We start from the raw sequence: 23,216 nt of genomic DNA on the forward strand, positions 1-23,216 counted from the left end.
TGCTTCATTGCGGTACGCTTTGAGCAAATCAAACAAGGGTGGCCCCTCTCATGCGTGTCGATTATCACCAACGACTCGTTCCTGTTATTCGCTATCTGGAACAGCACTTTAACGCTCCTCTCAATTTGCTCGAAGTGGCAGCGCTAGCCAACCTCTCTCCCTATCACTTTCACCGTACCTTCAAGGCGGTACAAGGCGAAACATTAGCCGACTTCATTCGACGTTTACGGCTAGAGGCGGCAGCAGACGATCTTTTCAAATCAAAGCAACCAGTGCTGAACATCGCGTTAGAGTACGGTTTTTCTAGTTCGCAAAGCCTAGCTAAAGCGTTTAAGCAGCATTATGGCGTAACACCAACCGCCTTTCGCGACTGTAAAAACTACCAGCAATTTTCTGAACTCGCGCGAAACAGCAAGATTGGACACGCACTGCGCAAGAATGGAAACGAACGAACCCTAAGCGATTCATATACTGACTCTGAACTCACAACATGGAGCAACAATATGGAAACGCAAAACTTTGATAAAGCAAAATTGGCTTACATTCGCGTTAACGGCCCTTATGGCCAAGGTTATGAAGAACCATCAGGTCGCTTGTATCAATGGGCAGGAATGAAAGGTTTGGCGGGCAATACCTGTATCTTCATTTATCACGATAACCCAGAAATCACGCCAGACGAGAAGTGTCGTACTGACATCTGTCTAATGGTGCCAGAAGATACCGAAGTACCAAAAGGCATTGAGCTGCAAGACTTCCCCGGCGGTCAATATGCGGTGATGCGCCAGCAAATTACCGAATTCAGCCAATACCCTAAAGCATGGGATGATTTGATGAGCAAAGTGGTTGAATCTGGTATTGAGAACGACTGTCGACCTTGCTTCGAACTTTATCATAGCTACGATCCACAAACGCACCATGCAGACGTCAGCTTCTGCACTGCCATCAAATAATCGAAAAAAGCCTGCACGTTCGCAGGCTTTCCTTCTATTAGAAATAATGTCTAAATCGATTAGATCGCTTCGCCGTTTACTGTAACAGCAACATCAATATTGCCCCGAACGGCGTTTGAGTATGGGCAAACTTGGTGTGCAATGCGCGTTAGCTCTAATGCTTGTTCTTGTGGCATATCTAGCTCTACCGCTAAGCTCACTGTTAGTGCAAAGCCGCCGTTATCGTTCGGACCAATGCCCACTTCCGCTGTTACGGGTGCACTTTTCAGGTTTACTTTACCTTCACGTGCTACGTGCAGAATCGCGTTAGAAAAACATGCTGAATAGCCCGCTGCGAAAAGCTGCTCAGGGTTAGTTGCCGCACCTGTGCCGCCCATTTCCTTCGGGTATGACAGCTCTAGATCGAGAAGACCGTCATCTGTTTTTACTTGACCATTACGACCAGCCAAAGCAGTAGCTTGAGTTTTGTATAGAGTAGTCATGCGATTGTCCTTCTTAATTTAAGTTGTGCGCAATTTAATTGCTTGCAATCTTATATCGAAGTAAAGATCGCTTGCAACTATATTGTGCACAATTTATTTTGTTACTCTCTTTCTCTGTGAGCAGGTAGGCAACGCCAATGAGCCAGTGTTACACCGACAACACCATGACCAACGACGATAAACTCTTACTCGAAAACCAAGTTTGCTTCCCGCTCTATAGTGCAGCAAATGCGGTGATCCGAGCTTACCGCCCTTTGCTGGACGAACTTGATCTGACTTATTCGCAATACTTAGTGATGATGGTGTTGTGGGAGAAAGACGGCGCCAGCGTTAAAGAATTGGGCTCGCAACTGCATTTGGATTCAGGCACGCTCACGCCGCTGCTTAAACGATTAGAAACAAAAGGCTATGTAGAACGTGGTCGCAGTGACACCGATGAGCGCGTACGCGTACTCAACCTCACAAAGCAAGGTCGTGACCTCAAAGAGCAAGCCAAGTCAGTGCCAAACGCCATGATGTGTAAAATCACGTTAGAGCTGGATGAAATGATCATGCTGAAGAAGTTGTGCGGCAAGGTGCTCGACAATCTGAACTAAAAAATAAAAGCATCAGCTTCCCCACTTCCTATTAGAAAGAGCCTGCCGAGATGCAGGTTCTTTCGATCTTAGCCAGACGATATCTTAAAGGTCATCATCAGTATTCTCTATTACCACTTGGCCTTCCTCTTCAATAAAACCTATCAAAGCAAACTCACTTACATCGGGTTTCCCTATTAAGAAAGATAGGAAATGACTATCAATAGGATAGTTACAAGCGATTTTCCTTAAACACGTTCCAATGCGAATATACTTTCCGAAAGCAAGAACTGCTCACCCTAAAACATTCTGAGGAAAGTAAAAATGATTAATACAAAGATCAAACCATTTGCAGCTACAGCATACAAAAACGGCGAATTCGTTGAAGTAACAGAACAAGATGTTCTAGGCAAATGGGCTGTATTCTTCTTCTACCCAGCAGACTTCACATTCGTATGTCCGACAGAACTAGGTGACCTAGCAGACCACTACGAAGAGCTACAAAAACGCGGCGTTGAAGTGTACTCAGTATCAACAGACACACACTTCACTCACAAAGCTTGGCACGATAGCTCAGAAACAATCGGCAAGATCCAGTACTACATGCTTGGCGACCAAACAGGCAACATCACAAACAACTTCGGTGTGATGCGTGAAGGTCAAGGTCTTGCAGACCGTGCAACGTTCCTAATCGACCCAGAAGGTACTATCCAAGCAATGGAAATCACTGCTGAAGGTATCGGTCGTGACGCAGAAGACCTACTACGCAAAGTGAAAGCAGCTCAGTACGTAGCAGCACACCCAGGTGAAGTTTGCCCAGCGAAATGGAAAGAAGGCGAAGAGACGCTAGCTCCTTCTCTAGACCTAGTAGGCAAAATCTAAGCCACTGAATTTAAGCTCAATTTGACATGCTAATTGACGCTTAACTTAGAGAGCATTCCAGGTTAGATACCTTGACGACCTTCTGCCTGGTTTGCTCTCTCCCTACTGATTTTATCCAGAGTAACCACTCTTTTGTTTATTGAAGGTAACAACAACTATGTTAGACCAAGCGATCCAACAACAACTCAAACAATATCTGGCTAATGTAAAAGAAGACGTTCGTCTAGTGGTTAGTCTAGATGAAAGCAAAGCATCGAATGACATTCTGTCTCTGGCGAACCAAATCGCAGAGATGAGCGACTTTATCACCGTTGAACGTGACGACAACGCAAGCACACGTAAACCAGTGATGACGGTGACCAACCCAGTAAAAGGCACAGCACTTCGCTTTGCTGGCCTACCAATGGGTCACGAATTTACCTCTCTGGTATTGGCATTGCTGCACTCTGGTGGTCACCCAATCAAACTAGAGCCGGAAGTGATTGAACAAATCGCAGCGCTAGATAAAGAGTTGGAAGTTGAAGTGTTCATTTCACTGTCGTGCCAAAACTGTCCAGACGTCGTTCAAGCGTTCAACATGATGGCGGCGATCAACCCGAAAGTGAAAGCAACCATGATCGACGGTGCACTCTTCCAAGATGAAGTGAAACAACGCGACATCATGGCCGTACCAAGCGTATTCGTGAACGGAGAGCTATTCGGTCAAGGCCGTATGTCTCTAACTGAAATCCTAAACAAAGTGGATGATGGCGCGAGCGAGAAAGCAGCCAAAGCACTGAGCGAAAAAGACCCATACGACGTGCTAGTTGTCGGCGGTGGCCCTGGTGGTAGTGCAGCAGCATTATACGCAGCGCGTAAAGGCATTCGCACTGGCGTTGTCGCTAAACGCTTCGGTGGTCAGGTGATGGACACCATGGCAATCGAGAACTTCATCTCGGTAAAACGTACTGAAGGTCCAAAACTGGCGACTGACCTAGCCGAGCACCTAAAAGAATATGACGTAGACGTTGTGACTGAGCAACAAGCGCAAAAACTGATGGGCGCAGCGCACACAGATGATGGCTTGATTCACATCCAACTTGAAAGCGGTGCAACGCTGAAAAGTAAGAGTGTCATCCTAAGCCCTGGTGCACGCTGGCGTGAAATGAACGTTCCGGGTGAGCAAGAGTACCGCAACAAAGGCGTCGCGTACTGCCCACACTGTGACGGCCCGTTGTTCAAAGGCAAGAAAACCGCAGTTATCGGTGGTGGTAACTCAGGCATCGAAGCGGCTATCGACCTAGCAGGTATTGTTGAGCACGTAACCGTTCTTGAATTTGCAGACGTACTTCGCGCAGACCAGGTACTTATCGACAAAGCAAACTCATTACCAAACATCGACATCATCACGATGGCGCAAACCACAGAAGTAGTGGGTGACGGTACTCGCGTAACAAGCTTGAAGTACAAAGACCGTAACACAGATGAAATCAAAGAGATTGAACTGTCAGGTATCTTTGTCCAAATCGGACTAGTACCAAACACAGAATGGCTGAAAGATTCAGAAGTAGCGCTTTCTGAGCGCGGCGAAATTGAAGTTGGTAGCCGTGGTGAAACCAGCCTAGAAGGTGTCTTCGCAGCGGGTGACGCAACGACGGTTCCTTACAAACAGATCATCATTGCTATGGGTGAAGGTGCAAAAGCAAGCTTAGGCGCGTTTGACTACCTAATCCGTAAGCAAGGTTAATCTCCAATTTCTTGAGCACAAAGCGCACGGTGCGGTGTTTTCTTCCCCTGAAAACCAATCGGGGCACCGTGACAGCGATGAGTAACAAGAAATAAAAGCAAAAAACCTAGAAGCCCAAAGACTTTGCCAGCAGGTACTAACTGCTGGCTTTTTTGGTTTTGGGGAGGGGTGTAAGCACATCCTCCAGCACTCCGAGTTCAAACTGGAGGGAATGGCTCTACAATCACGGATAATTCAATTCACACCGCCAGCATCACAAAGCGCTGCAAATAGATTCTGAATACTCGCTTAGGCTCCTTCAGAATGACACCGTTCGTTTAGCGCTCTCTTCACGTCATTCCCGCGAACCTAGGTGAGACTGGGAATCTATCCATCGCAAGCTTGAACGAAAGAAATTCACACACATACACGTGACGCATCAACGGTTAGAGGGTTCTGAACATAATCCTCCTCTCAACCTCAAACCACCAACCCCACCTAACCTTCGCTTGTATCAAACTCTAAAGATCTCAGCACTCCGAGCTCAAGGTGGCAAGTTCTACAATCGCGGATAATTCAATTCACACCACCAGCATCGAAACGCGCTGCAAATAGATTCTGAATACTCGCTTAGGCTCCTTCAGAATGACGCTGTTCGTTAAGCGCTCTCTTCACGTCATTCCCGCGAACCTAGGTGAGACTGGGAATCTACTCATCACAAACTCGCTCGAAAATGATTAGCACGAACAAACAAAAGATGAAAGAGGGTTGCAAGCACCTAACCCAACTCGCAGATTCAAGTACCACCCCACCGAATCTCTCCATGTACCAAGCTCCAAAGACATCTACCCTAAAAAATTTAAAAAAAGCCCTTTACCTCGACTTAACTTGAGGTTTTAGCATGTTCATCGTTGGCTAGGAAATGACAAAAAGGAGCACATCATGATCCAACTAGAACATATTAATTTAGTCGTGAAAAACATCCCTGAAATGCTGAAGTTTTATCAAACTGCATTTCCACATTGGTACGTGCGTGATGAGGGGAAAGGCGAATGGAGTGGCAAGCCAAGAAACTGGCTACATTTTGGCGACGAGTATCAATATATTGCGATGAGTGACCACGGTGAAGGTGAGAACCGCGAGTTGGGCGGCCACCAAGTAGGGCTAGCGCATTTTGCTTATGTGACCAACAACGTCGATGCCATCATAAAAAGACTGACCGATGCAGGTTATCCGATTGCCCAACCTGGGGCTGATGAGCCATATCGCAAGAATGTGTATTTTGTTGACCCTGCAGGTTTTGAGATCGAATTCGTTGAATACCTGACGGATGATCCAAAATTTCGTAACCTGACAAGCTAAAAGAGACGTAAATAATAAAACGCCAGCAGATAGTGACTACTGGCGTTTTAGTTTATCTATCAGGTTTCTTTATCGCATTAGCGCTGTTTGGCAAAAACCTGAGTCCAGTAATACCCGTAGCTTGCCGAGTGATTTTCGACAAGCGACGCGCCCATCTGATCAAAATCCGCACTCATGATATTGAGGCAGTGACCCTCGCTCGATAACCAAGCATTAACGACGGCGTTAATGGAACTTTGCCCTACGGCGACATTCTCACCAATAGCGCTCCAAGCATAGCCCGTTGCGTTGACTCGATCTGACATATTGCTGCCATCGGAGCCTGTGTGACTCATGAAATCGCTGTTCGCCATGTCGCTTGAGTGTCGATAAGCGGCGCTTTCCAAAGCGTAGCTCCAAGTCAGGGCCCCAACAGGTGGCATGGTGGTTGCGCCACACTGTTGTGTAGTAGAGCGAGCACTGTTGACCGCTGCGAGCATCTGCTCGGCAAATGTGCCTTGTGACGATGTGGAACCTGTGTTTTGAGAGCCGCTGTCTACAGGTGCTGACGACTCCCCGTCGCCGCCACATGCGCTGAGAAGTAGAGCCAAAACTGGCACTAAGATCTTAGTTGGCATTGTCTTTCCTTTATGAGTGACGAAGAGCAAACTGCGCTTGTCGATAATAACGCCCAATAACCTAACAAAAACCCATAAAAGCACCATATGGCTTGGAGTGTTTTAACCAAAGACTCACATGAAGTTTTCAATCGCCTTGGTTCGGTTGGTAAATCGGCAACGTTTCAGCCCACGTATGGAATGGCGTTTCATCCATATCCTGTATCGCTTGGGTGATAAAATCGATGAACACCCTCACTCGAGCAGGCACATATTCCCGGTTGGCATAGAGAAGATACACGCCATTTCCTGCTTGGCGCATACTCGGAAATATCGGCACTAAACGCCCCGCTTTGAGCCAATCTCTCGCGATAAAGTGAGGAATCTGAGTTAACCCTAAGCCTTCTGCGCAAAGCTCTGCCATGGATTCGCCGTCGTTTACAATAAAATTTCTCTCGGGGTTATACTCACTTGCACCGTCTGGTTCTGGCATCCGAATCGGCAACAGTTTCCCCGTTTGTTTAAAACGAAAACGAACCCAAGAATGGTCATTGAATACATCCGGGCCACTCGGAACACCATGCCGCGCTAAGTAATCCTGACTGCCACAAATAATAAAATCGATAGGACTCAGCTGGCGCACAATCAACTGGCTGTCCTGAACGACACCAGATCTAATCGACACATCAATCCCTTGCTCAATAATATCAACGTAGGCGTCATCGTAATGAATATCGATCGTGATGCTGGGGTAGCGGCGACAAAACTCTTTTAATAAAGGGCGAATGTAAAGGCGACCGTAAGAGACCGGCACATTAATCTTAAGCAGTCCTGAAAGCGCATCATTGTGGCTTTTCAATGAATCCTCACACGCTGTCAGTTCGTCCAGTACAAACCTAGCGGTATTTGCGTATCGACGACCGGCATCTGTCAGACGGATCTGTCGCGTAGAACGCTGGAAAAGCTGTATTCCCAAGTCGCTTTCAAGACGATGGATGGCCTTACTCACCGTAGAAGGGTCTGTGCCATACGCTTTGGCGGCCGCAGCAAAACTGCCACCTTCTAAAGTGGCAATAAAAAATCGTAGGGACCGTATCTTATCCATAAAACTCGTGCATTCAATTCGTGAACTTTATTCACTTTAGTAAAGACAAAGTGGCTCTTCAATCACCAATCAGCCCAAATATAATGAATCTCAATAACTTGATGCTCTGTTAGCGAGGAAAAAACAATGGGTAAAAATGGATTAAAGAATGCACTACAACTATTGATAGCGACCTTAGTCCTATTCTTTGGGATGCTTCAAACGGCACATGCGGCGGATAAACGCATTGGCATTCTGGTTTACGACGGCGTACTGACCTCTGATGTCACTGCGCCTTTAGAGGTCTTTGGCGTTGCAAGTCGTCTGACTTGGTTTAGCGATTATGAAGTAGTCACTATTTCTGTCTCTGATCAGAAAACCATCACCACTGAAGAGGGATTAAAAATTGGTGTGGATGCTTGGATTGGCGATCAGCCGGAACTCGACGTGCTGGTTTTAACATCCAGCTACGACATGGATGCGCTAATCGAAAACAAGGATCTCATTCACTTTATTCAAACCACATCAAAGGCGGCAGATTGGATGGCAAGTAATTGCTCTGGTGCGTATCTATTGGCCGAGGCTGGCCTGTTAAACGGTAAGAAAGCGACGACGTGGGCAGGAGGTGAAAACGGATTACAAAAAGACTATCCAGCAGTTGATGTACAGGTCGACCAGAATTTTGTTGTTGATGAGGGCGTCATCACCTCAAACGGCAGCCTAGTTAGCTATCAAGCCGCCCTTAAATTGCTGCATCTCATGACTTCAGAATCTAAAGCTCAAGAAGTCGCAGACGCCCTTCAATACTCACGTTTTTCTACCCAGCCATTTTAAGCGGGCAAGAACGAAACCGCAGGTAACCTTTGAAGCTTCAGAGGTTACCTTGCTACTCAGCTCTACACTTCTGATCTTAATCCTATGGAAAAACACAAACGATACGAAGCACTGACGAAGGAGCGATACCAAGATATCTATCGTCTCGCATATTGGCTATGCAAAGATCATCACCTTGCTCAAGATTTGGCGCAAGACACCTTCCTGAAAGCGTGGCGATTCTTTGATAACTTAAATGATCCCAATGCCGCGAAGCCTTGGCTCATCACCATTTTGCGTCGTGAGAATGCTCGGCGCTTTGATAAAAAGCAGTACGATTTTGTCGATATTGATGAGTGTGTAATACAGGCAAAAACCTACTCTGGCAGTGACCACGACATGGCACAAGATTGGCTTAAAAAACAAATGATGATTCTTGAACCCAAATACCGTGAACCATTGGTCTTAAAACTCGTAGTCGGGTTTAATCATAATGAAATTGCTCAAGTATTAGAGCTTAATCACAACACCGTGGCGACTCGATTATTCAGAGCACGCAATCAGATCATTGCGCAGAGGGAGCGCGATTAAGACACAAAAAAAGTAGTCAATCATGTCAACTAACTGGCTATGCTCCGGTCTATTTCATAAGTCGTTACACAACTCGGCGCTTTAACGCTTTACATCAAGCGCGACTAGATGAACACTTCTCGTCAAAGTACAATAACAGCCGACATAGAGTAGAGTCAGTAAAACATTATGAGTAACACAACGGCGAAAAAGCCGAATCCCCTATTCGAGATTCTTTTTAACGTATTCATCCCTTCCTTTATCTTGATGAAGTTTAGCGGCGATGAAAACCTAGGAACAGCAATGGCGCTGGTTGTCGCTTTGCTATTTCCTATCATTTACGGCGGTATGGACCTTGTCCGGAACAAGAAATTTAACTTTATTTCTGCACTTGGCTTTATCAGTGTTTTATTAACTGGCGGCATTGGCTTGTTAGAGCTTGATACACGTTGGTTAGCCTTGAAAGAAGCCCTGATCCCTGGCCTGATCGGTTTAGCGGTTTTGGGCTCAACGTTTACCCGCTACCCACTGATGCAGAAGTTAGTACTGAATGACACGGTATTGAATTTATCGCTGATTAACGAACGCTTGAAAGAGAACGGTCAATCAGAGGCATTTGAACGTTGTCTAATGTCATCAAACTATCTGTTTGCGAGTACTTTTGCGTTCTCATCCGCGATGAACTACTTCCTTGCGACCTGGATCGTGACCAGTCCTTCGGGCACGGCTGCTTTTAATGAAGAGTTGGGTAAGATGACGCTTTACAGCTACCCGATGATTGCAATTCCAAGCATGTTAATGATGTTCGGTATTTTTTATTACATTTGGCGTCAAGTACGTACGATGACATCGCTCGAAACAGAACAAATTTTCCATCTAAAATAGTCCCATCATTACAAATAACCCATCAAAAAAGGGAGGATTTATCCTCCCTTTTCTCAACAGACTCACTGTAATTCATAGCGTCAAAATGATTTTTCCTGACACCGCCGATGAGCGTTGCTCAACCATTTCAATCGCAGTTTGAAAATCCTCTAGCGGCAGCTCAGACGCTACATTTAACTTTATATCGTTGGCAATAAAGTGGTCTAACATTTCAGCGAATACCGCTTTTCTCCCGCCTTTACCTACCGATTCTTCCCAATATCGCAAAAAGAAGGTGCTAAAGTCGATGTTGTTGGTCTTCATCGATTCAAAAAACGCAGGCGTATAAGGCGCTAACGACAACGTCCCGTAGTTGATGTATTGGCCATTTTCTTTCAAGGTACGAATGAGATACGTGCCAGCCTCACCGCCTATCGCATCCAAAGCGGCCGTTGGTTGTGGCAGTTTGCGCGTTTGCAGTTGCGCGTGTAAGTCTTTCTTCGCGTCCAACACTGGAATCGTATCGTACGGATACTCTTCTGGCTTTGAAGTCACAGCAATCAGTGTAAAACCCAGTGAATGAGCAAGCTGGGCAAATATCTTACCGATCGCTGACCCTGCCGCATTGATGATCACCACATCACTTTTGTTCAACTTAGCCACTTTAGTGGTGATCACCCACGCGGTTAACGCGTTGATGTACAACTGGCAGGCATAGCCGTTATCCAAACTCTCAGGTAGCGGAAAAAGATTCTCAGGCGAAGTATCTATGTAGTATTGCCAAGTACCACTCATCGCCACCAACACTTTTTGCCCAACTTGAAGGTCAGTGTGACCGACTGCACTGACTTCCACCACACGCCCAACCGCTTCAAATCCCGGCACGCGAGGTGGTACGTGAACGCGGCGGTATTGCCCAACACCATGAATAGAAAGCAAGTCACTTGGGTTAATGTTTGTAGCTTCGAGCCTCACCCGAATCTTGCCCTGAACAAGCGGTTTGAGGGGCTCTTTTTCCAACGACAGCGACGTTTTGGACTGACCAAAACAGAATTGATTCACTCGAGTATTTATCGTTGGTGCCATTGTTATTCATACCATGTAATTGAAATTCAAAAAGGAAGTTTCGCGACTTCTTCTCAAACGCATTAAGTGAAGTCGAAACTCTGTATTTCTACCTGCGCGATGCGCCGTTCACTCTAAACTGTTGTGGCGTCATATCAAAATAGGCTTTAAATGCTTTGATGTAGGATGAGTCGTTTTGATAACCCACTAGGTCTGCAATGGCTTGGATTGGCAACGTTTCATCTAACAAAGAAAGCGAGTAAATCAGCCGAATTTGTTGCCGCCAAAGCAGAAATGAAGTGTTGAATTCCTTGGCAAACAACCGTGATAAAGTGCGCTCAGACGCCCCAATTTTCTCCCCCCACTCTTTTAGCGAACAGCTCAACGCGGGCTCGTCAGTCAGTTGCTCGAAAATCAGTTTTAGTCGTCTGTCTTGTGGCAGCAACAACTGAAATGTCTGCACGTTGCTTTTCAAAATTTGATCATGCAACACCGCCAGCAAATGCAGCACTTCTTCGTGGCTTGTCTCACCTTCACACTGTCTACGGATCTCTTGTAAAAGCTCATTTAAAAACGGCGTTAAAGCAATGGTTCTCACTTGTGGCTCGTACGTCGCACCAAACTCAGGGTTGAGGTAAATGCCAACAAATATCGTGTTGCTTAGAGCAATCGACTCGTGTTGAACACCCGCAGGAACAAATAACGCAGAAGTGTGCGGAACCAAATGCTGATAATGCTCCGTTTGTGTTTGCAATAACCCTTTGATAGGAAAGATGATTTGATGCCAAATGTGTTGATGCAGCGCATCAATGTAACCTTTTGGCATGTCGATGGTTTTCACCAAAACAGGAGAATGGGGATTCGCGGCCATCATCTCATTGGAGGTGATGACGCCTGACTTCGAATCAATTTGGCGAGTTAGCATTGTTGATTGTCTTTTCATCCCTATTCCGACACAAGTTCACTAGGCTATCATGCTCCGCATCGCGAATGAAGGTGAACACTTTATCTCTCATTCAAATAATAAGGAGGTTACATGAAGAAAATCGGCGTCGTAAAAGCTGTGCTAGCAGGGAAAACTGTCCCTTATGCTCATGGAGCGCAAAGCGCAATCAACAAACAAGTGTTGCCCGAGCGCCAACACGCAACAGAGCTTGGTTTTACCAGTGATGAGCAAGGCGATCCACGCTTTCATGGTGGAATTCAAAAAGCGCTTCATATTTACCCAAGCGAGCACTACCCAATCTGGCAACAAGAATTAGGCGAAAGAACAATTTTCCAATCCGCTGGCGGCTTTGGCGAAAACATCAGCTCCGAGGGCGTCAACGAATCCACGATTTGCTTGAAAGATAAAATCCGTATCGGCTCAACACTACTGGAAGTGTCGCAAGGTCGTATGCCTTGTTGGAAGCTTAACGTACGATTTGACCAACACGACATGGCGAGAAGACTGCAAGATACGCTTCGAACAGGCTGGTATTTCCGAGTGTTGGAAGAAGGCGATATCGGTGCAGGTGACGAGATTATTCTGTGCGAAAGACCTTATCCAGAATGGCCATTGGCTCGCATCATGGGTGCGGTTTTCACTGGCTGTTTAGATAGAGAAGAACTCACTAAGCTGTCTGAACTGCCGTTAGTCGAGTCTTGGGGCAAGTTGGTCGAGCTCCGCCTAGAAACTGGCGAAGTCGAGGATTGGGAAATTCGCTTGGTTGGCCCAACAAGACAATAAAAAACGCAGAGTAAAAGCTCTGCGCTCACTATAAAAACGTGGCCTTGGTTATTACTGTCCTGCTGCATACTGACCATCGGTGACTTGCTCTTTCCAGATAACGTTTTCACCGTCTTTTGACGCCGTAACCACTAGGTGAGTCATTGGCGCATTTGGTGTAGCACCGTGCCAATGGTCGATACCAGGCGGACACCAAACACTATCACCAGCAGCAAATCGAATTACATGCCCATCACGCGTTCCTGTAAGTGCGGTACCGGAAGTGACGATCATGTGTTGTCCTGCAGGGTGAGTATGCCAAGCGGTTCGAGCTCCTGCATCAAAAGTGACATAGGCGGCGCTGTAGTTTGCAACTTCGTTTTCAGGAAACAACATCTCGACGTTAACTTTCCCGGTAAATAGGTTTTCAGGTCCTTGAAACGATTTCTGATCAGCAGAGCGATAAACTTGCTGCGAAGATGAGTTACCATCGGCTGCTTGAGCAATTGGAAGCATAAATCCCGTCGACAACAGCACAGACCAAATAAACAATGATGATTTATTTTTCATAAAACGAATTCCTTTCTAATTGATATGATTGGCCAAATAATATTTATTTTCCCAAAACTGTTTTTAGGACCGAGTGGGCATTATTAGACACACTGTCACCACAGTACTCACTTAATACAACAATAAATTCCTCTAACTCTTGAATAGAAACATTGTTATTCATACTGATATTATAGTGAGCTGCTAATTGGCTATTAACACCGTTCATATTTGCTAATGCTGCAATCGTAGCAATTTCACGCTCTTTCCAAGTGAGCACATCGCGTTCAAAAATATCACCAAACAAATGTGCTTTTAGGTATTCATCAATTTGCGGAGAAAAATCGAATAGCGCGCCTTTTACTTCTGCACCAACAAGTTGTGTTTGGTTTTCAGCGCCAAATTCTAAGCTGGTTTTATCGTTAGGTAACGCGCTTGATTCTCGCCCTAAGGTATCAGTAATACCTTGGCTTTTACGTTCCTCCAACACCGTCATAAATGTTGCTAGTCCATTCAAACTGCGCGGAAATCCAGCATACGCGTACAACTGAGCCAGCACTTCTTTTGTCTCGTTGACCGTTAGGCCTGCGTCTAACCCATCATTAAGGCTTTGTGTTAGTTTTTCTATTTCACCACTCGCAGTAAAAGCAGAAATAGGAATAATAGCTCGCTCTTTATCACTGAATATTTCTGATGCTGAAGCGATATTCGTTGTGCATAGTGTTGCCATAGTGAGCACCAATATTAATATTGATTTAACAGATTTGTTTAATGCTTTCATATCAAAATTCCATTATGTAACGGTGTTCTAATCCATAGAAGTTCTAGAAATATATTTATTAGCTTTCTGATTTCTACATTAATAATTCACATTGTTAACTAGGTCATTAATTTACTTTTTCGATCGTGACACGGTTTGTTTCTTTCGAAATAAAGCAATGAATCCCATCATCGATTTGACCTAATTTAATTAACCCAGACGCGTAACCAAAGTCCTTATAAAAGATAACTAAATTTCCCCAAGGGGCGTAATAAGAGATGTCACCCGTTTTTGATTGAGTTCCAGAAGGTGCGCCTTCGCGAGTTAACTTATTCGGTAAGTAAGCAATTTTCTCTGTATTTGCGTAGTCTTGTAGATCTAATGTTAGAGGCAATTGACGAACAAAATCGTCTGTACTCGCACTGCTCTTCAATGTACCTAAAACACTGCAATCATCGAAAATAAAACGAATTTTCACCATATTTTCCTCCAATCCAGCGCTATTAACTTCTGCGTTTACAATGCAGGGGAGCATCCAGGCACTACTCACCAAAACGCATCTCACCCACTGATTGAAACGGTACGCTTGTCTCATCGAGATTCCCTTTTCTCACTGAAAACTTAGCTCGGGCTACTTTAGTTGCATGTACTCTTGATCAAAGACTGGTTCGCACCATTCATTACTTGCGCCTTCAGCCGGTATTTCTATTGCAACATGTGAGAACCAACTGTCTTTAGCTGCGCCATGCCAATGCTTAGTACCTGGCGCGATATGCACGACATCGCCAACATTCAACTCTTGTGCTGGTTGGCCAAATTCTTGATACCAACCTCGCCCTCCTGTCGCTAACAGAATCTGCCCACCTTCATGATGAATATGCCAAAAATTGCGACACCCTGGTTCAAACGTTACGTTCGCCACGATAAGACCAGGCTGATTGAGCAACGCCAGATAACTCGTACCGGTAAAGTAATCCGCATACGCTTCATTCTTTTCACCAAACTCGAAAATGCCTCGACCTTGAAATACACTGGCTTGCAGTACGTCAGGGATTTGAGTATTGCTTTTGTTATTCATCATGACTCCAAATAGTGTTCTTGAGTGCTTACAACTCACCAAACCATGGGTTCACTGTATTGCGCTTTGATAGATGACCGTTAGCCTATTCTTTGCTAATACTTGCCCAATATTCCAAATCAATACAAAAGACAACCATACTTGAGACCGGTTAGAAAAAACGGAATAAAAACTCATCTATACATAAGCATTTGACTATTAAATAATAAAATTCATGACAGACAATTAACCCGCTCAAAAACCAACCAGAAAGATCACTCTCTGATCGCTTAACCTCGAAATAGATACTTGCCCAATATTCTTTACTTAAAGAAATGAACTGTTATAACTATGCTTAATGAAGTCGCTTAATTGACTCCGAAGAGGCGTTAACTACAAAGGCAGAAATCGCATGCCGTTAACCCCGAACCTGAGGCCAACCAGAGGAGAGCACTGACTTATGCAAGAGGTACCGTCAAACACTTCGTCAACCCTGGCCAGTGCAATAGAAAAGCTTGCCAAGCACATAGAGAAATGGGCAAATGGCGCGAACCAATATGACACAGAAATTCCAGGATTAAGGTTCAGTCGCTGGGCAACCCCAACACCACCGACAAGCTACACCCACAACCCAAGTATTTGCTTAATTGCTCAAGGGAGAAAGCGCGTGTTGTTGGGTGAAGATAGCTTTGTTTACGATGCGAACCACTTTTTGATCTCCTCTGTCGACTTACCGATTATCGCCAATATCATTGAAGCCAGTGAAGATAAACCTTATTTAGGGGTGATTATGGAGCTGGATCTAACTGAAATATCTCAACTTATTGTCGATAGTGAACTGACGTTTAATCAAAGCAAAGAAGCGCAAAAAGGCATAGCGGTTGGAGAATTATCGGAGCCATTACTTGACGCCTTTCTGCGTTTAATAGAGCTGCTGGATGAAGGACAAAGCATCAAAATTTTAGCGCCGATCATTAAACGAGAGATTTTTTATCGACTGTTAATCACCGAACAGGGCGCTCGTCTTAATCAAATCGTAACTGCAGGAAGTCACAGCCATCAAATCGCGAAGGCCATTGATTGGTTGAAGAATAATTTCGTAAAGCCGTTAAGTGTCAGTGAGTTAGCTTCCTACAGTGGCATGAGTAAATCGGCGTTTTATACCCACTTTCGTTCTATGACATCTATGACGCCACTGCAATTTCAAAAGAAATTAAGACTCAGCGAAGCTCGGCGTTTAATGCTGACAGAAAACCTCGATGCCATGGCGACTACGTTTAAAGTGGGTTACGAAAGCCCTTCTCAATTTAGCCGTGAATACAGCCGTTTATTTGGTGCGCCACCATCCAAAGACATCAAGTCTTTGCGCGAGAGTATGGGTTAAGCTCGGAATATCCTAGGAAGAAGCTAGAAAGTGAAACCGTCAGCCTCGTACTGCCTCGAGGCTAACGGTTTTATTATTTGGGATAGAATGAACGTCACCTGCATGTGCAAGCAAAACTGCACAATATGTTTATAACACCGCTTGTCGACTAGGCAAAAATACCTCACCCAACATACAGCGAACCGAGCCACCACCAATAGATTCTATGGTAGAAACATCGAATGGCAGCAATTTACCGTGCGTCGCAAGTTGATTTCTTTGTGCAGGAGAGAAAGCATCGAATGCCGATTGCGACATCGCAATGACTTTGTCTCCATTGATGGTTTCCAACTGAAGAATGTTGCCGCAGAAGTGGTTCATTTGCTCAATCGAAATAGAGATCACTTGCTTATCTTTGGCGAGTGATTTCATCACAAAACGACGCTCAAATTCTGGGATCACTTCGTCACAAATCACGCAGAACTGCTCACCCACAGCCATCATCACGTTGGTATGGTAAATAGGCGCACCAGACGGCAAACGGGTTTGGAAAGAGATCACTCGTTCATAGCCAATGCGATCGGCGTAATCTTCTAAAACCAGACGATCACAACGTTGTGAAAGTGCGGCGTAGACCGTTTTATTTAAGTGGTCAAAGACCATCACACCCGTGCTTTCTAAATACGCTTGCTCATCAAGATATTCAGTTAGGCTGCTACGTCGATGAACTTCTCGCCCAGCTTGCGCTAGTGCCGCCACAAGCGCATCAGGACGCACTTCTTTTTGACGGTTTTCACAGGCCATTGGAAAGGTGTACAACGTGCCATCTGGCGTAGTACTAAACCAGTTGTTTGGAAATACCGCGTCTGGCGTCGAAACATCTGAAGCCGGATAATCAAACTCAACAACTTGAACGCCCTCTTGACGCAGCGTTGCTACCATACTCGCGAACTCGGCCATCACTCTACGCGAGACTTCTTCTTGGCTGAGTGACACTTTATGTTGGAACTCATTATCTTGTGCGGTTTCTTCATTAAAACGAAACTCTTTCGGTGGCACCATCACTACGCAGTTTGCGGTTTGGCGCTGAGCACTTTGCGTGCTTTCTTCTTTCCCATTAGCAAATTGGGTCACTGATTCGTGTAATAGCATCCAATACATTCCTTATCACTAGAATGAGGAGATTGTAAATTTATTGTTAACTTCAGTTTTGCTGTTTTCACAATTAATTTAATTATCTAGAAGTAATTTTCACTGCACTTAGCTTATTCCTCCCGAATTTTTATTGTCACTATGCAGGTTTAAGGTTTTATGGCATCGCGATAAACATTCGAAGAATTCATCATAAGAATCAGAACCATAGACAACCACACCCATAACCAACTAGTTACATTTAAAACACAATCGGTTAGACTATTTTTTCGCCCCTCTCGTCAATCCGTCTGCTTTCTCGAGAGCAGCCAAAAACTCTTATACACGCGGCTTCGTCCAAAGCAACGTGAATCGATGGATTTAGCCACCCCAAATGGCACTGTTTTAACTTTAGGATGAGTTATGTTTAAACGATTTGAAGGCTTTACAGAGCCGTTCCCCAAATCCACACCAGATCAGCCTCCTTCAGGGATGCTCGCTTTTTTACGTTATTACACCCGCGGCTACGAAAAGCCTTTGATCATCATGTCTTTGATGGCCACGATTGTTGCTGTCGTTGAAGTTATGTTGTTTGGCGCGATGGGACAATTGGTTGATTGGTTGTCCACCAGCAATCCAGAAACGTTCTTGCAAGACAATAAAGCAGATTTAATTTTCTACGGAACCTTATTGTTGGTTGTCATGCCCATTTTGGTGATCGTGTATTCGTTGCTCGTTCACCAAACATTATTGGGCAACTATCCAATGTCTATCCGCTGGCTTGCACACCGGTATTTGCTCAATCAAAGCTTAAACTTCTATCAAGATGATTTTGCAGGCCGAGTTGCAACTAAAGTCATGCAAACCTCATTAGCTGTGCGCGAAACCGTCATGAAAGCTATGGATGTGTTTGTTTATGTTACGGTTTACTTCACCAGCATGATCATTATGTTAGCGACGGCAGACTGGCGTTTGATGATCCCAATGATCGTCTGGCTGCTCGCTTACATCGCTATCCAAATCTATTTTGTCCCTAAGCTCAAAGATGTCGCTTCAGCGCAAGCCGATGCACGTTCGACAATGACCGGACGCATCGTCGACAGCTATACCAATATTCAAACGGTCAAACTGTTTTCTCATAGCCAGCGCGAAACCCAATATGCTGAGCAAGGCATGAAGGGATTTTTGAATACGGTCTATCGTCAAATGCGCCTAGTGACCGGCTTCGACGTTGCTGTAGAGATCTCAAACTATATTTTGGTGTTTTCCGTTGCTGCTTTATCGATTTACCTGTGGTTGGATAGTGCCATCAGCGTTGGCGCGATTGCGATTGCTGTTAGCCTTGCATTACGCGTAAATGGTATGTCGATGTGGATCATGTGGGAAGTTGGCGCCCTCTTTGAAAATATGGGAACCGTAGTCGATGGAATGAAAACGCTCTCTAAGCCTATTGATATTAAAGATAAACCAGGCGCAAAAGACTTAGTTGTCACTGAAGGTGGCATTCACTTTGATAACGTCAGCTTCCATTACGGTGAGAACAAAGGCGTGATTAGCCACCTCGATCTCAACATCAAACCAGGAGAGAAAGTCGGCTTGGTTGGGCGCTCCGGCGCCGGAAAATCAACTCTGGTGAACTTGTTACTTCGTTTCCACGATGTCGAAGACGGCAGCATTAAGATCGATGGACAGAACATCTCTGAAGTCACACAAGACTCTTTGCGTTCAAAGATCGGTATGGTGACCCAAGATACTTCTCTGCTACACCGTTCGATTCGAGACAATATTTTGTATGGCAACCCAGATGCGACAGAAGAAGATTTGTTGAAAGCCACTAAGCAAGCGCATGCCCATGAGTTTATTGAAACTCTGACCGACCCATTTGGCAACGTCGGATACGATGCGCAAGTTGGTGAACGTGGTGTGAAACTGTCTGGCGGCCAACGTCAGCGTATCGCAATATCTCGTGTGCTACTAAAAGATGCACCATTGCTGGTACTGGATGAAGCTACATCGGCTCTGGATTCAGAAGTCGAAGCAGCGATTCAGGAAAGCTTGAATGAATTAATGCAAGGAAAAACCGTTATTGCGATTGCGCACCGATTGTCGACCATCGCACAAATGGATCGCCTCATCGTGCTAGATAAAGGCAGTATTGTTGAACAAGGTTCTCACCAAGAGCTCATCGCGAACAACGGTATTTATGCCCAGCTTTGGGCCCATCAAACTGGCGGATTTATCGCTGAAGAGTTAGAAAATCAACACGTTTCTTAATTAGCGAGAAACCCAATAAAAACGGCGCATGAAGCGCCGTTTTTCATTTTTATTGATAACCCTATACTCATATAGCCATTATAGTTTCTCATATATGAAACACCCTCCATGATAAAGCTCACATTTTTTCTGCTAATATACCGCCTCGTTGCGTATCCATTGCAATGAACACAATACAGAGTTTTGAGCCGTCTTCATTTGTCATTTCACTTTTTGAGAAACAGCTATACTCAATAGATGGCTTAGTTATTAGATTAACAATAAGGTAATTAGCTTATGTGTAAATGTGGTTCAATGCAGATCGTACAACTCAAACCAAGTTGGGCTGACAAGCTATTCGGCTACTCAGAAAGATGGAAATGCCAACTTTGTTGTAAGATCTACCGCATCTAAAATTAAAAATAGAATCTCAGTTTTTCTAAGAAAAAGCAGTGGCCCGACAGTAATTGTCGGGTTTTGTTTCTCTGCACATCCATTTTTATCCCTTCGCAACACGGTCACTCATCGCGGCAAAACCTAGCATCTCAATGTGACTTAGGTATAGAATCAGGCCCACTTATTTATTCCGATATTCACATATAACTGGTCACTATGAACAAAAGTTTGCTAACGAATGTCCTCGCTATCGCTTTGATGGCTGGAGGTCATCAATTACAAAACGACTACCTTTGGTATGCGGGGCTGTTTGCGTTCTCAGGCGCCATCACTAACTGGCTTGCCATCCACATGCTGTTTGAAAAAGTGCCTGGATTATACGGTTCTGGCGTGATCCCCGCGCGATTTGAAGAGTTTAAACTGGCTATCAAAAACTTGATGATGGAGCAGTTCTTTACCGAAGCGAACATCGATCGATTCTTGAACAAAGAAATGGCGGGCGGTGTAAACATCGATCTTCAACCTGTGATTGAGAAAGTGGATTTAAACCCAGCGTTTGACTCTTTGGTAGAAGTGATCGAAGGCTCTCAATTTGGCGGCATGCTAGCAATGTTTGGCGGCGCGGAGGCATTACAACCTATGCGGCAGCCTTTCGTCGAAAAGATGCAAGAATCCATTATTGAGTTGAGCAAGAGCGATAACATCAAAGAAGCACTGAAAGAGCAGTTCGAATCTCCTGCTATGATGGATGAGATAAAGCAGAACATTGAAGGCATCATTGATCAGCGCTTGAGCGAATTAACACCCGCACTGGTCAAAGAAATGGTGCAAAAAATGATTAAAGAACACCTTGGCTGGCTAGTCGTTTGGGGCGGTGTTTTTGGCGGTTTAATTGGCGTTATCAGCACCTTTATCGGCGCATAGTCGCTCACCGATTTATCAAAAAGGAGCTTCGGCTCCTTTTTTGATCTTGAAAAAGTAATACGCCAAGCCACGCTAAATAATATGCTCAACGCATAAGCGCTGCAGTCATAGACATCAGCCTCGCCTAACCAAGGAGCTCCGGGTTCACGCCAAATCCTGTTTTATGTTCTTCAATTACCACTTCACTGCGAGTCTGGATCACGCCCGGAAGCGTGCCTAACTTACTCGACATAAACTCCTGATACGCTTTCATACTCTTAACACGAACCTTTATCATGGTATCGAAGTCCCCAGAGAGCGAATAACACTCTTCAATTTCCGGCATCAATTCGACGGCTTTCGCAAACTTTTCAAAAATGGAAAAACTGGTTTGGTCTAAGCGAATATGGATGAATACTTGCACATCCAACCCTAATTTTTCCGCATTCAGCTCAGCATGGTAGCCATTAATATACCCCTCTTTTTCTAGCCGCTTCACGCGGTCAGAACATGGCGAGGTCGTTAAGTTGATCTGCTTTGCGAGTTCAACAACTGGAATTCTGCCTCTTGAATGAAGCACTCTCAAAATGTGTAAATCAATCCGGTCCAATTGGTAACTCATTAACCACATCCTTGTAACCACTCAGGAAGCATCACATTAATCGTTGCTTAAACAATTGCAAACCATCAAATGCACAGCATGTGAAATTCAGCAGAGAATAATTAGAAAATAACTAAGGAAGGAAAGGGCTGCGATTACTGCCGCTCTCTCCATAACCGAGTATGAAGAACAAAAGTAATCTAGCGGCTCCCGTAGAGTCGCAAATTTGAAAGCGTGTGATACGCCTTTATAGATCTGGCGTGCGGGACAGGCCGCCCTGTTTAGCTATTAATCATAGCTATCGCTCTGAATTAGAGAGCTGCCGACGTATGCCTGGTAGGATGAGGAATCACTTCTCCAATTGCACGATGATTACAGCATCGGCAGTAGTATTGTGGTTCCATCTCGTAGTAGTGTTCACCTGATACAAATTTCGCCATCAGCTGTGTAAAACTCACCACTTTACCTGTCAACGAATCAACGGGCTGTGGCTCGCAACGCTTCATGATCACTTTATGTTGCGTTGATTTTCTACAAGCTGCGCAATATATATCCGGCATTTCTCTTCTCCCTGTTTTTCAGTACTACTGACAATTGACATATTTTGTTCAAAATAATTCCACAATAAAAAAGCCCCTTTAATTTTTTGTGTCCTATCTTCAAAAAATTGGACGAAAGTATCAAAAAATTGAGACATTGGTCAGACCTCAACTTTTGTACCATTATTATGAACGAACGCGCTTATGTGTGTAATAATACGACACATCACACATAACCAATTGTTGCTACTCGCTATTTCAATCTGCAATGATCAATTTTATGGCGTTTTAAATATGGCTTTCACTCACATTTTCGATTCAGGCATTACTTGGTTGTTTAAACACGCCTGATTTACAGTGTGAATCTGCAATTTCCACAATACTGACTCATCTCAAGGACGCACGATGACGCTTCAACCAACGCTCACTACAGAAAGGCTTATTCTTCGCCCATTTCATCCGACAGACAGCGAAAAAGTCGCACGACTCGCAGGAGACAAGAGCATTGCAGATATGACGGCAAATATTCCTCATCCCTATGAAGAGCCGATGGCACAAGTTTGGATTAAGAGCCATGTTGGCGTATATCACCAACGTAGTGGGGTCATATATGCCATTACTCAACGTCAAGACGAAGCGTTAATTGGTGCTGTTAGTCTGCTAAACATCTCGGAGGGAGTCGGCACATTAGGGTATTGGCTTGGCGTCGATTATTGGGGGAATGGGTTTGCTCAAGAAGCGTCAATGGCTTTAATTCAGTTTGCCAGACCACATTTTGAGTTATCGGGCCTAAAAGCGATGCACTTGGTCGAAAACAGACAATCCCAATCAGTCATTCAAAAGTTGGGCATGACGTATATCGACAATCACATCATCAAAATGCAGGGAAAAGAACGAGAAGTCTGCGTATACCAGCAAATATTTTCGCCTCAAGTAACCGTAGCGACCTCTCAAAATTAAGGCACTAAAAAACCAGCCTCTCAGCTGGTTTTATCTTTCACCTTGAAA

The 23,216-nt window shown here is 44.8% G+C and carries 25 protein-coding genes; 13 read left to right on the plus strand and 12 right to left on the minus strand.

Going from position 1 to position 23,216, the window contains the following annotated elements:
• Positions 1–50 precede the first annotated feature (50 nt).
• The gene (locus F7Y48_RS15525) at positions 51–950 is read left to right on the plus strand and encodes a GyrI-like domain-containing protein (RefSeq protein WP_005395544.1); all 900 of its coding nucleotides are present in this window, start codon (positions 51–53) and stop codon (positions 948–950) included.
• A gap of 59 nt (positions 951–1,009) precedes the next feature.
• Here F7Y48_RS15525 and F7Y48_RS15530 read toward each other — a convergent pair whose 3' ends face one another.
• Complete coding sequence (locus F7Y48_RS15530; protein WP_005374640.1) at positions 1,010–1,432, minus strand: organic hydroperoxide resistance protein; 423 nt, start codon at positions 1,430–1,432, stop codon at positions 1,010–1,012.
• A 137-nt stretch (positions 1,433–1,569) separates the two neighbouring features.
• Between F7Y48_RS15530 and F7Y48_RS15535 the strand changes: the two genes are divergently transcribed.
• From F7Y48_RS15535 to F7Y48_RS15550, 4 genes are all read left to right on the plus strand, one after another.
• Positions 1,570–2,028: a MarR family winged helix-turn-helix transcriptional regulator gene (locus F7Y48_RS15535; RefSeq protein ID WP_104970387.1), complete on the plus strand. Its 459-nt coding sequence runs from the start codon at positions 1,570–1,572 to the stop codon at positions 2,026–2,028.
• A 303-nt stretch (positions 2,029–2,331) separates the two neighbouring features.
• The gene (gene ahpC / locus F7Y48_RS15540; protein ID WP_005395542.1) at positions 2,332–2,889 is read left to right on the plus strand and encodes an alkyl hydroperoxide reductase subunit C; all 558 of its coding nucleotides are present in this window, start codon (positions 2,332–2,334) and stop codon (positions 2,887–2,889) included.
• A gap of 157 nt (positions 2,890–3,046) precedes the next feature.
• Positions 3,047–4,615 (plus strand): alkyl hydroperoxide reductase subunit F, encoded by a 1,569-nt coding sequence (ahpF, locus tag F7Y48_RS15545; RefSeq protein ID WP_316685007.1) that lies wholly within the window; start codon positions 3,047–3,049, stop codon positions 4,613–4,615.
• A 921-nt stretch (positions 4,616–5,536) separates the two neighbouring features.
• Positions 5,537–5,956 carry a VOC family protein gene (locus F7Y48_RS15550; RefSeq protein WP_258507777.1) on the plus strand — a complete coding sequence of 140 codons (420 nt, stop codon included), beginning with the start codon at positions 5,537–5,539 and terminating at the stop codon, positions 5,954–5,956.
• Between the two features lie 77 nt (positions 5,957–6,033).
• On the opposite strand, the gene F7Y48_RS15555 is transcribed toward F7Y48_RS15550, so the two are convergent.
• Together F7Y48_RS15555 and F7Y48_RS15560 are read right to left on the minus strand one after the other, a co-directional pair.
• Positions 6,034–6,573 (minus strand): CAP domain-containing protein, encoded by a 540-nt coding sequence (locus F7Y48_RS15555; protein ID WP_258507775.1) that lies wholly within the window; start codon positions 6,571–6,573, stop codon positions 6,034–6,036.
• A 127-nt stretch (positions 6,574–6,700) separates the two neighbouring features.
• Positions 6,701–7,657 (minus strand): LysR family transcriptional regulator, encoded by a 957-nt coding sequence (locus F7Y48_RS15560; RefSeq protein WP_258507772.1) that lies wholly within the window; start codon positions 7,655–7,657, stop codon positions 6,701–6,703.
• A gap of 126 nt (positions 7,658–7,783) precedes the next feature.
• Here F7Y48_RS15560 and F7Y48_RS15565 point away from each other — a divergent pair, with 126 nt between their 5' ends.
• The 3 genes from F7Y48_RS15565 to F7Y48_RS15575 all read left to right on the plus strand — a co-directional run bounded on the left by F7Y48_RS15565 (position 7,784) and on the right by F7Y48_RS15575 (position 9,904).
• Positions 7,784–8,470 (plus strand): DJ-1/PfpI family protein, encoded by a 687-nt coding sequence (locus F7Y48_RS15565; protein WP_006740866.1) that lies wholly within the window; start codon positions 7,784–7,786, stop codon positions 8,468–8,470.
• Positions 8,471–8,554: 84 nt separating this feature from the next.
• A complete protein-coding gene (locus F7Y48_RS15570; RefSeq protein WP_258507769.1) occupies positions 8,555–9,040 on the plus strand; it encodes a sigma-70 family RNA polymerase sigma factor in 486 nt (161 codons plus the stop codon).
• A 168-nt stretch (positions 9,041–9,208) separates the two neighbouring features.
• The gene (locus F7Y48_RS15575) at positions 9,209–9,904 is read left to right on the plus strand and encodes a VC0807 family protein (protein ID WP_005398257.1); all 696 of its coding nucleotides are present in this window, start codon (positions 9,209–9,211) and stop codon (positions 9,902–9,904) included.
• Positions 9,905–9,976: 72 nt separating this feature from the next.
• Here F7Y48_RS15575 and F7Y48_RS15580 read toward each other — a convergent pair whose 3' ends face one another.
• Together F7Y48_RS15580 and F7Y48_RS15585 are read right to left on the minus strand one after the other, a co-directional pair.
• Complete coding sequence (locus F7Y48_RS15580) at positions 9,977–10,969, minus strand: zinc-dependent alcohol dehydrogenase family protein (protein ID WP_316685008.1); 993 nt, start codon at positions 10,967–10,969, stop codon at positions 9,977–9,979.
• 88 nt (positions 10,970–11,057) lie between these two features.
• Entirely contained in the window at positions 11,058–11,873 is an 816-nt protein-coding gene (locus tag F7Y48_RS15585; protein WP_316685052.1) for a helix-turn-helix transcriptional regulator, read from the minus strand.
• A 111-nt stretch (positions 11,874–11,984) separates the two neighbouring features.
• On the opposite strand from F7Y48_RS15585, the gene F7Y48_RS15590 reads away from it, so the two are divergent.
• Positions 11,985–12,677 carry an MOSC domain-containing protein gene (locus F7Y48_RS15590; protein ID WP_316685009.1) on the plus strand — a complete coding sequence of 231 codons (693 nt, stop codon included), beginning with the start codon at positions 11,985–11,987 and terminating at the stop codon, positions 12,675–12,677.
• Positions 12,678–12,728: 51 nt separating this feature from the next.
• On the opposite strand, the gene F7Y48_RS15595 is transcribed toward F7Y48_RS15590, so the two are convergent.
• From F7Y48_RS15595 to F7Y48_RS15610, 4 genes are all read right to left on the minus strand, one after another.
• Positions 12,729–13,226 carry a cupin domain-containing protein gene (locus F7Y48_RS15595; RefSeq protein WP_005398244.1) on the minus strand — a complete coding sequence of 166 codons (498 nt, stop codon included), beginning with the start codon at positions 13,224–13,226 and terminating at the stop codon, positions 12,729–12,731.
• Positions 13,227–13,269: 43 nt separating this feature from the next.
• A complete protein-coding gene (locus tag F7Y48_RS15600) occupies positions 13,270–13,935 on the minus strand; it encodes a carboxymuconolactone decarboxylase family protein (protein ID WP_316685010.1) in 666 nt (221 codons plus the stop codon).
• A 157-nt stretch (positions 13,936–14,092) separates the two neighbouring features.
• The gene (locus F7Y48_RS15605; protein WP_225461427.1) at positions 14,093–14,446 is read right to left on the minus strand and encodes a cyclophilin-like fold protein; all 354 of its coding nucleotides are present in this window, start codon (positions 14,444–14,446) and stop codon (positions 14,093–14,095) included.
• Positions 14,447–14,596: 150 nt separating this feature from the next.
• Positions 14,597–15,046, minus strand: coding sequence for a cupin domain-containing protein (locus F7Y48_RS15610; RefSeq protein ID WP_316685011.1), 450 nt, complete (start codon positions 15,044–15,046; stop codon positions 14,597–14,599).
• Positions 15,047–15,482: 436 nt separating this feature from the next.
• Here F7Y48_RS15610 and F7Y48_RS15615 point away from each other — a divergent pair, with 436 nt between their 5' ends.
• Entirely contained in the window at positions 15,483–16,406 is a 924-nt protein-coding gene (locus tag F7Y48_RS15615; RefSeq protein WP_316685012.1) for an AraC family transcriptional regulator, read from the plus strand.
• A gap of 129 nt (positions 16,407–16,535) precedes the next feature.
• On the opposite strand, the gene F7Y48_RS15620 is transcribed toward F7Y48_RS15615, so the two are convergent.
• On the minus strand, positions 16,536–17,537 hold the full coding sequence (locus F7Y48_RS15620; RefSeq protein ID WP_139059688.1) for an arginine deiminase-related protein: 1,002 nt from the start codon (positions 17,535–17,537) through the stop codon (positions 16,536–16,538).
• A gap of 402 nt (positions 17,538–17,939) precedes the next feature.
• Here F7Y48_RS15620 and F7Y48_RS15625 point away from each other — a divergent pair, with 402 nt between their 5' ends.
• On the plus strand, positions 17,940–19,790 hold the full coding sequence (locus F7Y48_RS15625) for an ABC transporter ATP-binding protein (protein WP_005392176.1): 1,851 nt from the start codon (positions 17,940–17,942) through the stop codon (positions 19,788–19,790).
• 591 nt (positions 19,791–20,381) lie between these two features.
• The gene (locus F7Y48_RS15630; RefSeq protein ID WP_005392172.1) at positions 20,382–21,089 is read left to right on the plus strand and encodes a DUF445 domain-containing protein; all 708 of its coding nucleotides are present in this window, start codon (positions 20,382–20,384) and stop codon (positions 21,087–21,089) included.
• 124 nt (positions 21,090–21,213) lie between these two features.
• Here F7Y48_RS15630 and F7Y48_RS15635 read toward each other — a convergent pair whose 3' ends face one another.
• A complete protein-coding gene (locus tag F7Y48_RS15635) occupies positions 21,214–21,690 on the minus strand; it encodes an Lrp/AsnC family transcriptional regulator (RefSeq protein WP_006740877.1) in 477 nt (158 codons plus the stop codon).
• Between the two features lie 290 nt (positions 21,691–21,980).
• Positions 21,981–22,229 carry a hypothetical protein gene (locus F7Y48_RS15640; RefSeq protein ID WP_012842405.1) on the minus strand — a complete coding sequence of 83 codons (249 nt, stop codon included), beginning with the start codon at positions 22,227–22,229 and terminating at the stop codon, positions 21,981–21,983.
• Between the two features lie 384 nt (positions 22,230–22,613).
• Here F7Y48_RS15640 and F7Y48_RS15645 point away from each other — a divergent pair, with 384 nt between their 5' ends.
• Positions 22,614–23,168, plus strand: a complete 555-nt coding sequence (locus tag F7Y48_RS15645; protein WP_316685013.1) for a GNAT family N-acetyltransferase — start codon at positions 22,614–22,616, stop codon at positions 23,166–23,168.
• The last annotated feature ends 48 nt before the right edge of the window (positions 23,169–23,216 follow it).

It is taken from the genome of Vibrio sp. 2-1-2a, assembly GCF_032648565.1.
Lineage (GTDB): Bacteria > Pseudomonadota > Gammaproteobacteria > Enterobacterales > Vibrionaceae > Vibrio > Vibrio diabolicus.

Bases quoted from the DNA above. Each gene is read 5' to 3' on its own strand.
- F7Y48_RS15525 (WP_005395544.1), top strand. From the start codon at position 51: ATGCGTGTCGATTATCACCAACGACTCGTTCCTGTTATTCGCTATCTG.
- F7Y48_RS15530 (WP_005374640.1), bottom strand. From the start codon at position 1,432: ATGACTACTCTATACAAAACTCAAGCTACTGCTTTGGCTGGTCGTAAT.
- F7Y48_RS15535 (WP_104970387.1), top strand. From the start codon at position 1,570: ATGAGCCAGTGTTACACCGACAACACCATGACCAACGACGATAAACTC.
- ahpC (WP_005395542.1), top strand. From the start codon at position 2,332: ATGATTAATACAAAGATCAAACCATTTGCAGCTACAGCATACAAAAAC.
- ahpF (WP_316685007.1), top strand. From the start codon at position 3,047: ATGTTAGACCAAGCGATCCAACAACAACTCAAACAATATCTGGCTAAT.
- F7Y48_RS15550 (WP_258507777.1), top strand. From the start codon at position 5,537: ATGATCCAACTAGAACATATTAATTTAGTCGTGAAAAACATCCCTGAA.
- F7Y48_RS15555 (WP_258507775.1), bottom strand. From the start codon at position 6,573: ATGCCAACTAAGATCTTAGTGCCAGTTTTGGCTCTACTTCTCAGCGCA.
- F7Y48_RS15560 (WP_258507772.1), bottom strand. From the start codon at position 7,657: ATGGATAAGATACGGTCCCTACGATTTTTTATTGCCACTTTAGAAGGT.
- F7Y48_RS15565 (WP_006740866.1), top strand. From the start codon at position 7,784: ATGGGTAAAAATGGATTAAAGAATGCACTACAACTATTGATAGCGACC.
- F7Y48_RS15570 (WP_258507769.1), top strand. From the start codon at position 8,555: ATGGAAAAACACAAACGATACGAAGCACTGACGAAGGAGCGATACCAA.
- F7Y48_RS15575 (WP_005398257.1), top strand. From the start codon at position 9,209: ATGAGTAACACAACGGCGAAAAAGCCGAATCCCCTATTCGAGATTCTT.
- F7Y48_RS15580 (WP_316685008.1), bottom strand. From the start codon at position 10,969: ATGGCACCAACGATAAATACTCGAGTGAATCAATTCTGTTTTGGTCAG.
- F7Y48_RS15585 (WP_316685052.1), bottom strand. From the start codon at position 11,873: ATGCTAACTCGCCAAATTGATTCGAAGTCAGGCGTCATCACCTCCAAT.
- F7Y48_RS15590 (WP_316685009.1), top strand. From the start codon at position 11,985: ATGAAGAAAATCGGCGTCGTAAAAGCTGTGCTAGCAGGGAAAACTGTC.
- F7Y48_RS15595 (WP_005398244.1), bottom strand. From the start codon at position 13,226: ATGAAAAATAAATCATCATTGTTTATTTGGTCTGTGCTGTTGTCGACG.
- F7Y48_RS15600 (WP_316685010.1), bottom strand. From the start codon at position 13,935: ATGGCAACACTATGCACAACGAATATCGCTTCAGCATCAGAAATATTC.
- F7Y48_RS15605 (WP_225461427.1), bottom strand. From the start codon at position 14,446: ATGGTGAAAATTCGTTTTATTTTCGATGATTGCAGTGTTTTAGGTACA.
- F7Y48_RS15610 (WP_316685011.1), bottom strand. From the start codon at position 15,046: ATGATGAATAACAAAAGCAATACTCAAATCCCTGACGTACTGCAAGCC.
- F7Y48_RS15615 (WP_316685012.1), top strand. From the start codon at position 15,483: ATGCAAGAGGTACCGTCAAACACTTCGTCAACCCTGGCCAGTGCAATA.
- F7Y48_RS15620 (WP_139059688.1), bottom strand. From the start codon at position 17,537: ATGCTATTACACGAATCAGTGACCCAATTTGCTAATGGGAAAGAAGAA.
- F7Y48_RS15625 (WP_005392176.1), top strand. From the start codon at position 17,940: ATGTTTAAACGATTTGAAGGCTTTACAGAGCCGTTCCCCAAATCCACA.
- F7Y48_RS15630 (WP_005392172.1), top strand. From the start codon at position 20,382: ATGAACAAAAGTTTGCTAACGAATGTCCTCGCTATCGCTTTGATGGCT.
- F7Y48_RS15635 (WP_006740877.1), bottom strand. From the start codon at position 21,690: ATGAGTTACCAATTGGACCGGATTGATTTACACATTTTGAGAGTGCTT.
- F7Y48_RS15640 (WP_012842405.1), bottom strand. From the start codon at position 22,229: ATGCCGGATATATATTGCGCAGCTTGTAGAAAATCAACGCAACATAAA.
- F7Y48_RS15645 (WP_316685013.1), top strand. From the start codon at position 22,614: ATGACGCTTCAACCAACGCTCACTACAGAAAGGCTTATTCTTCGCCCA.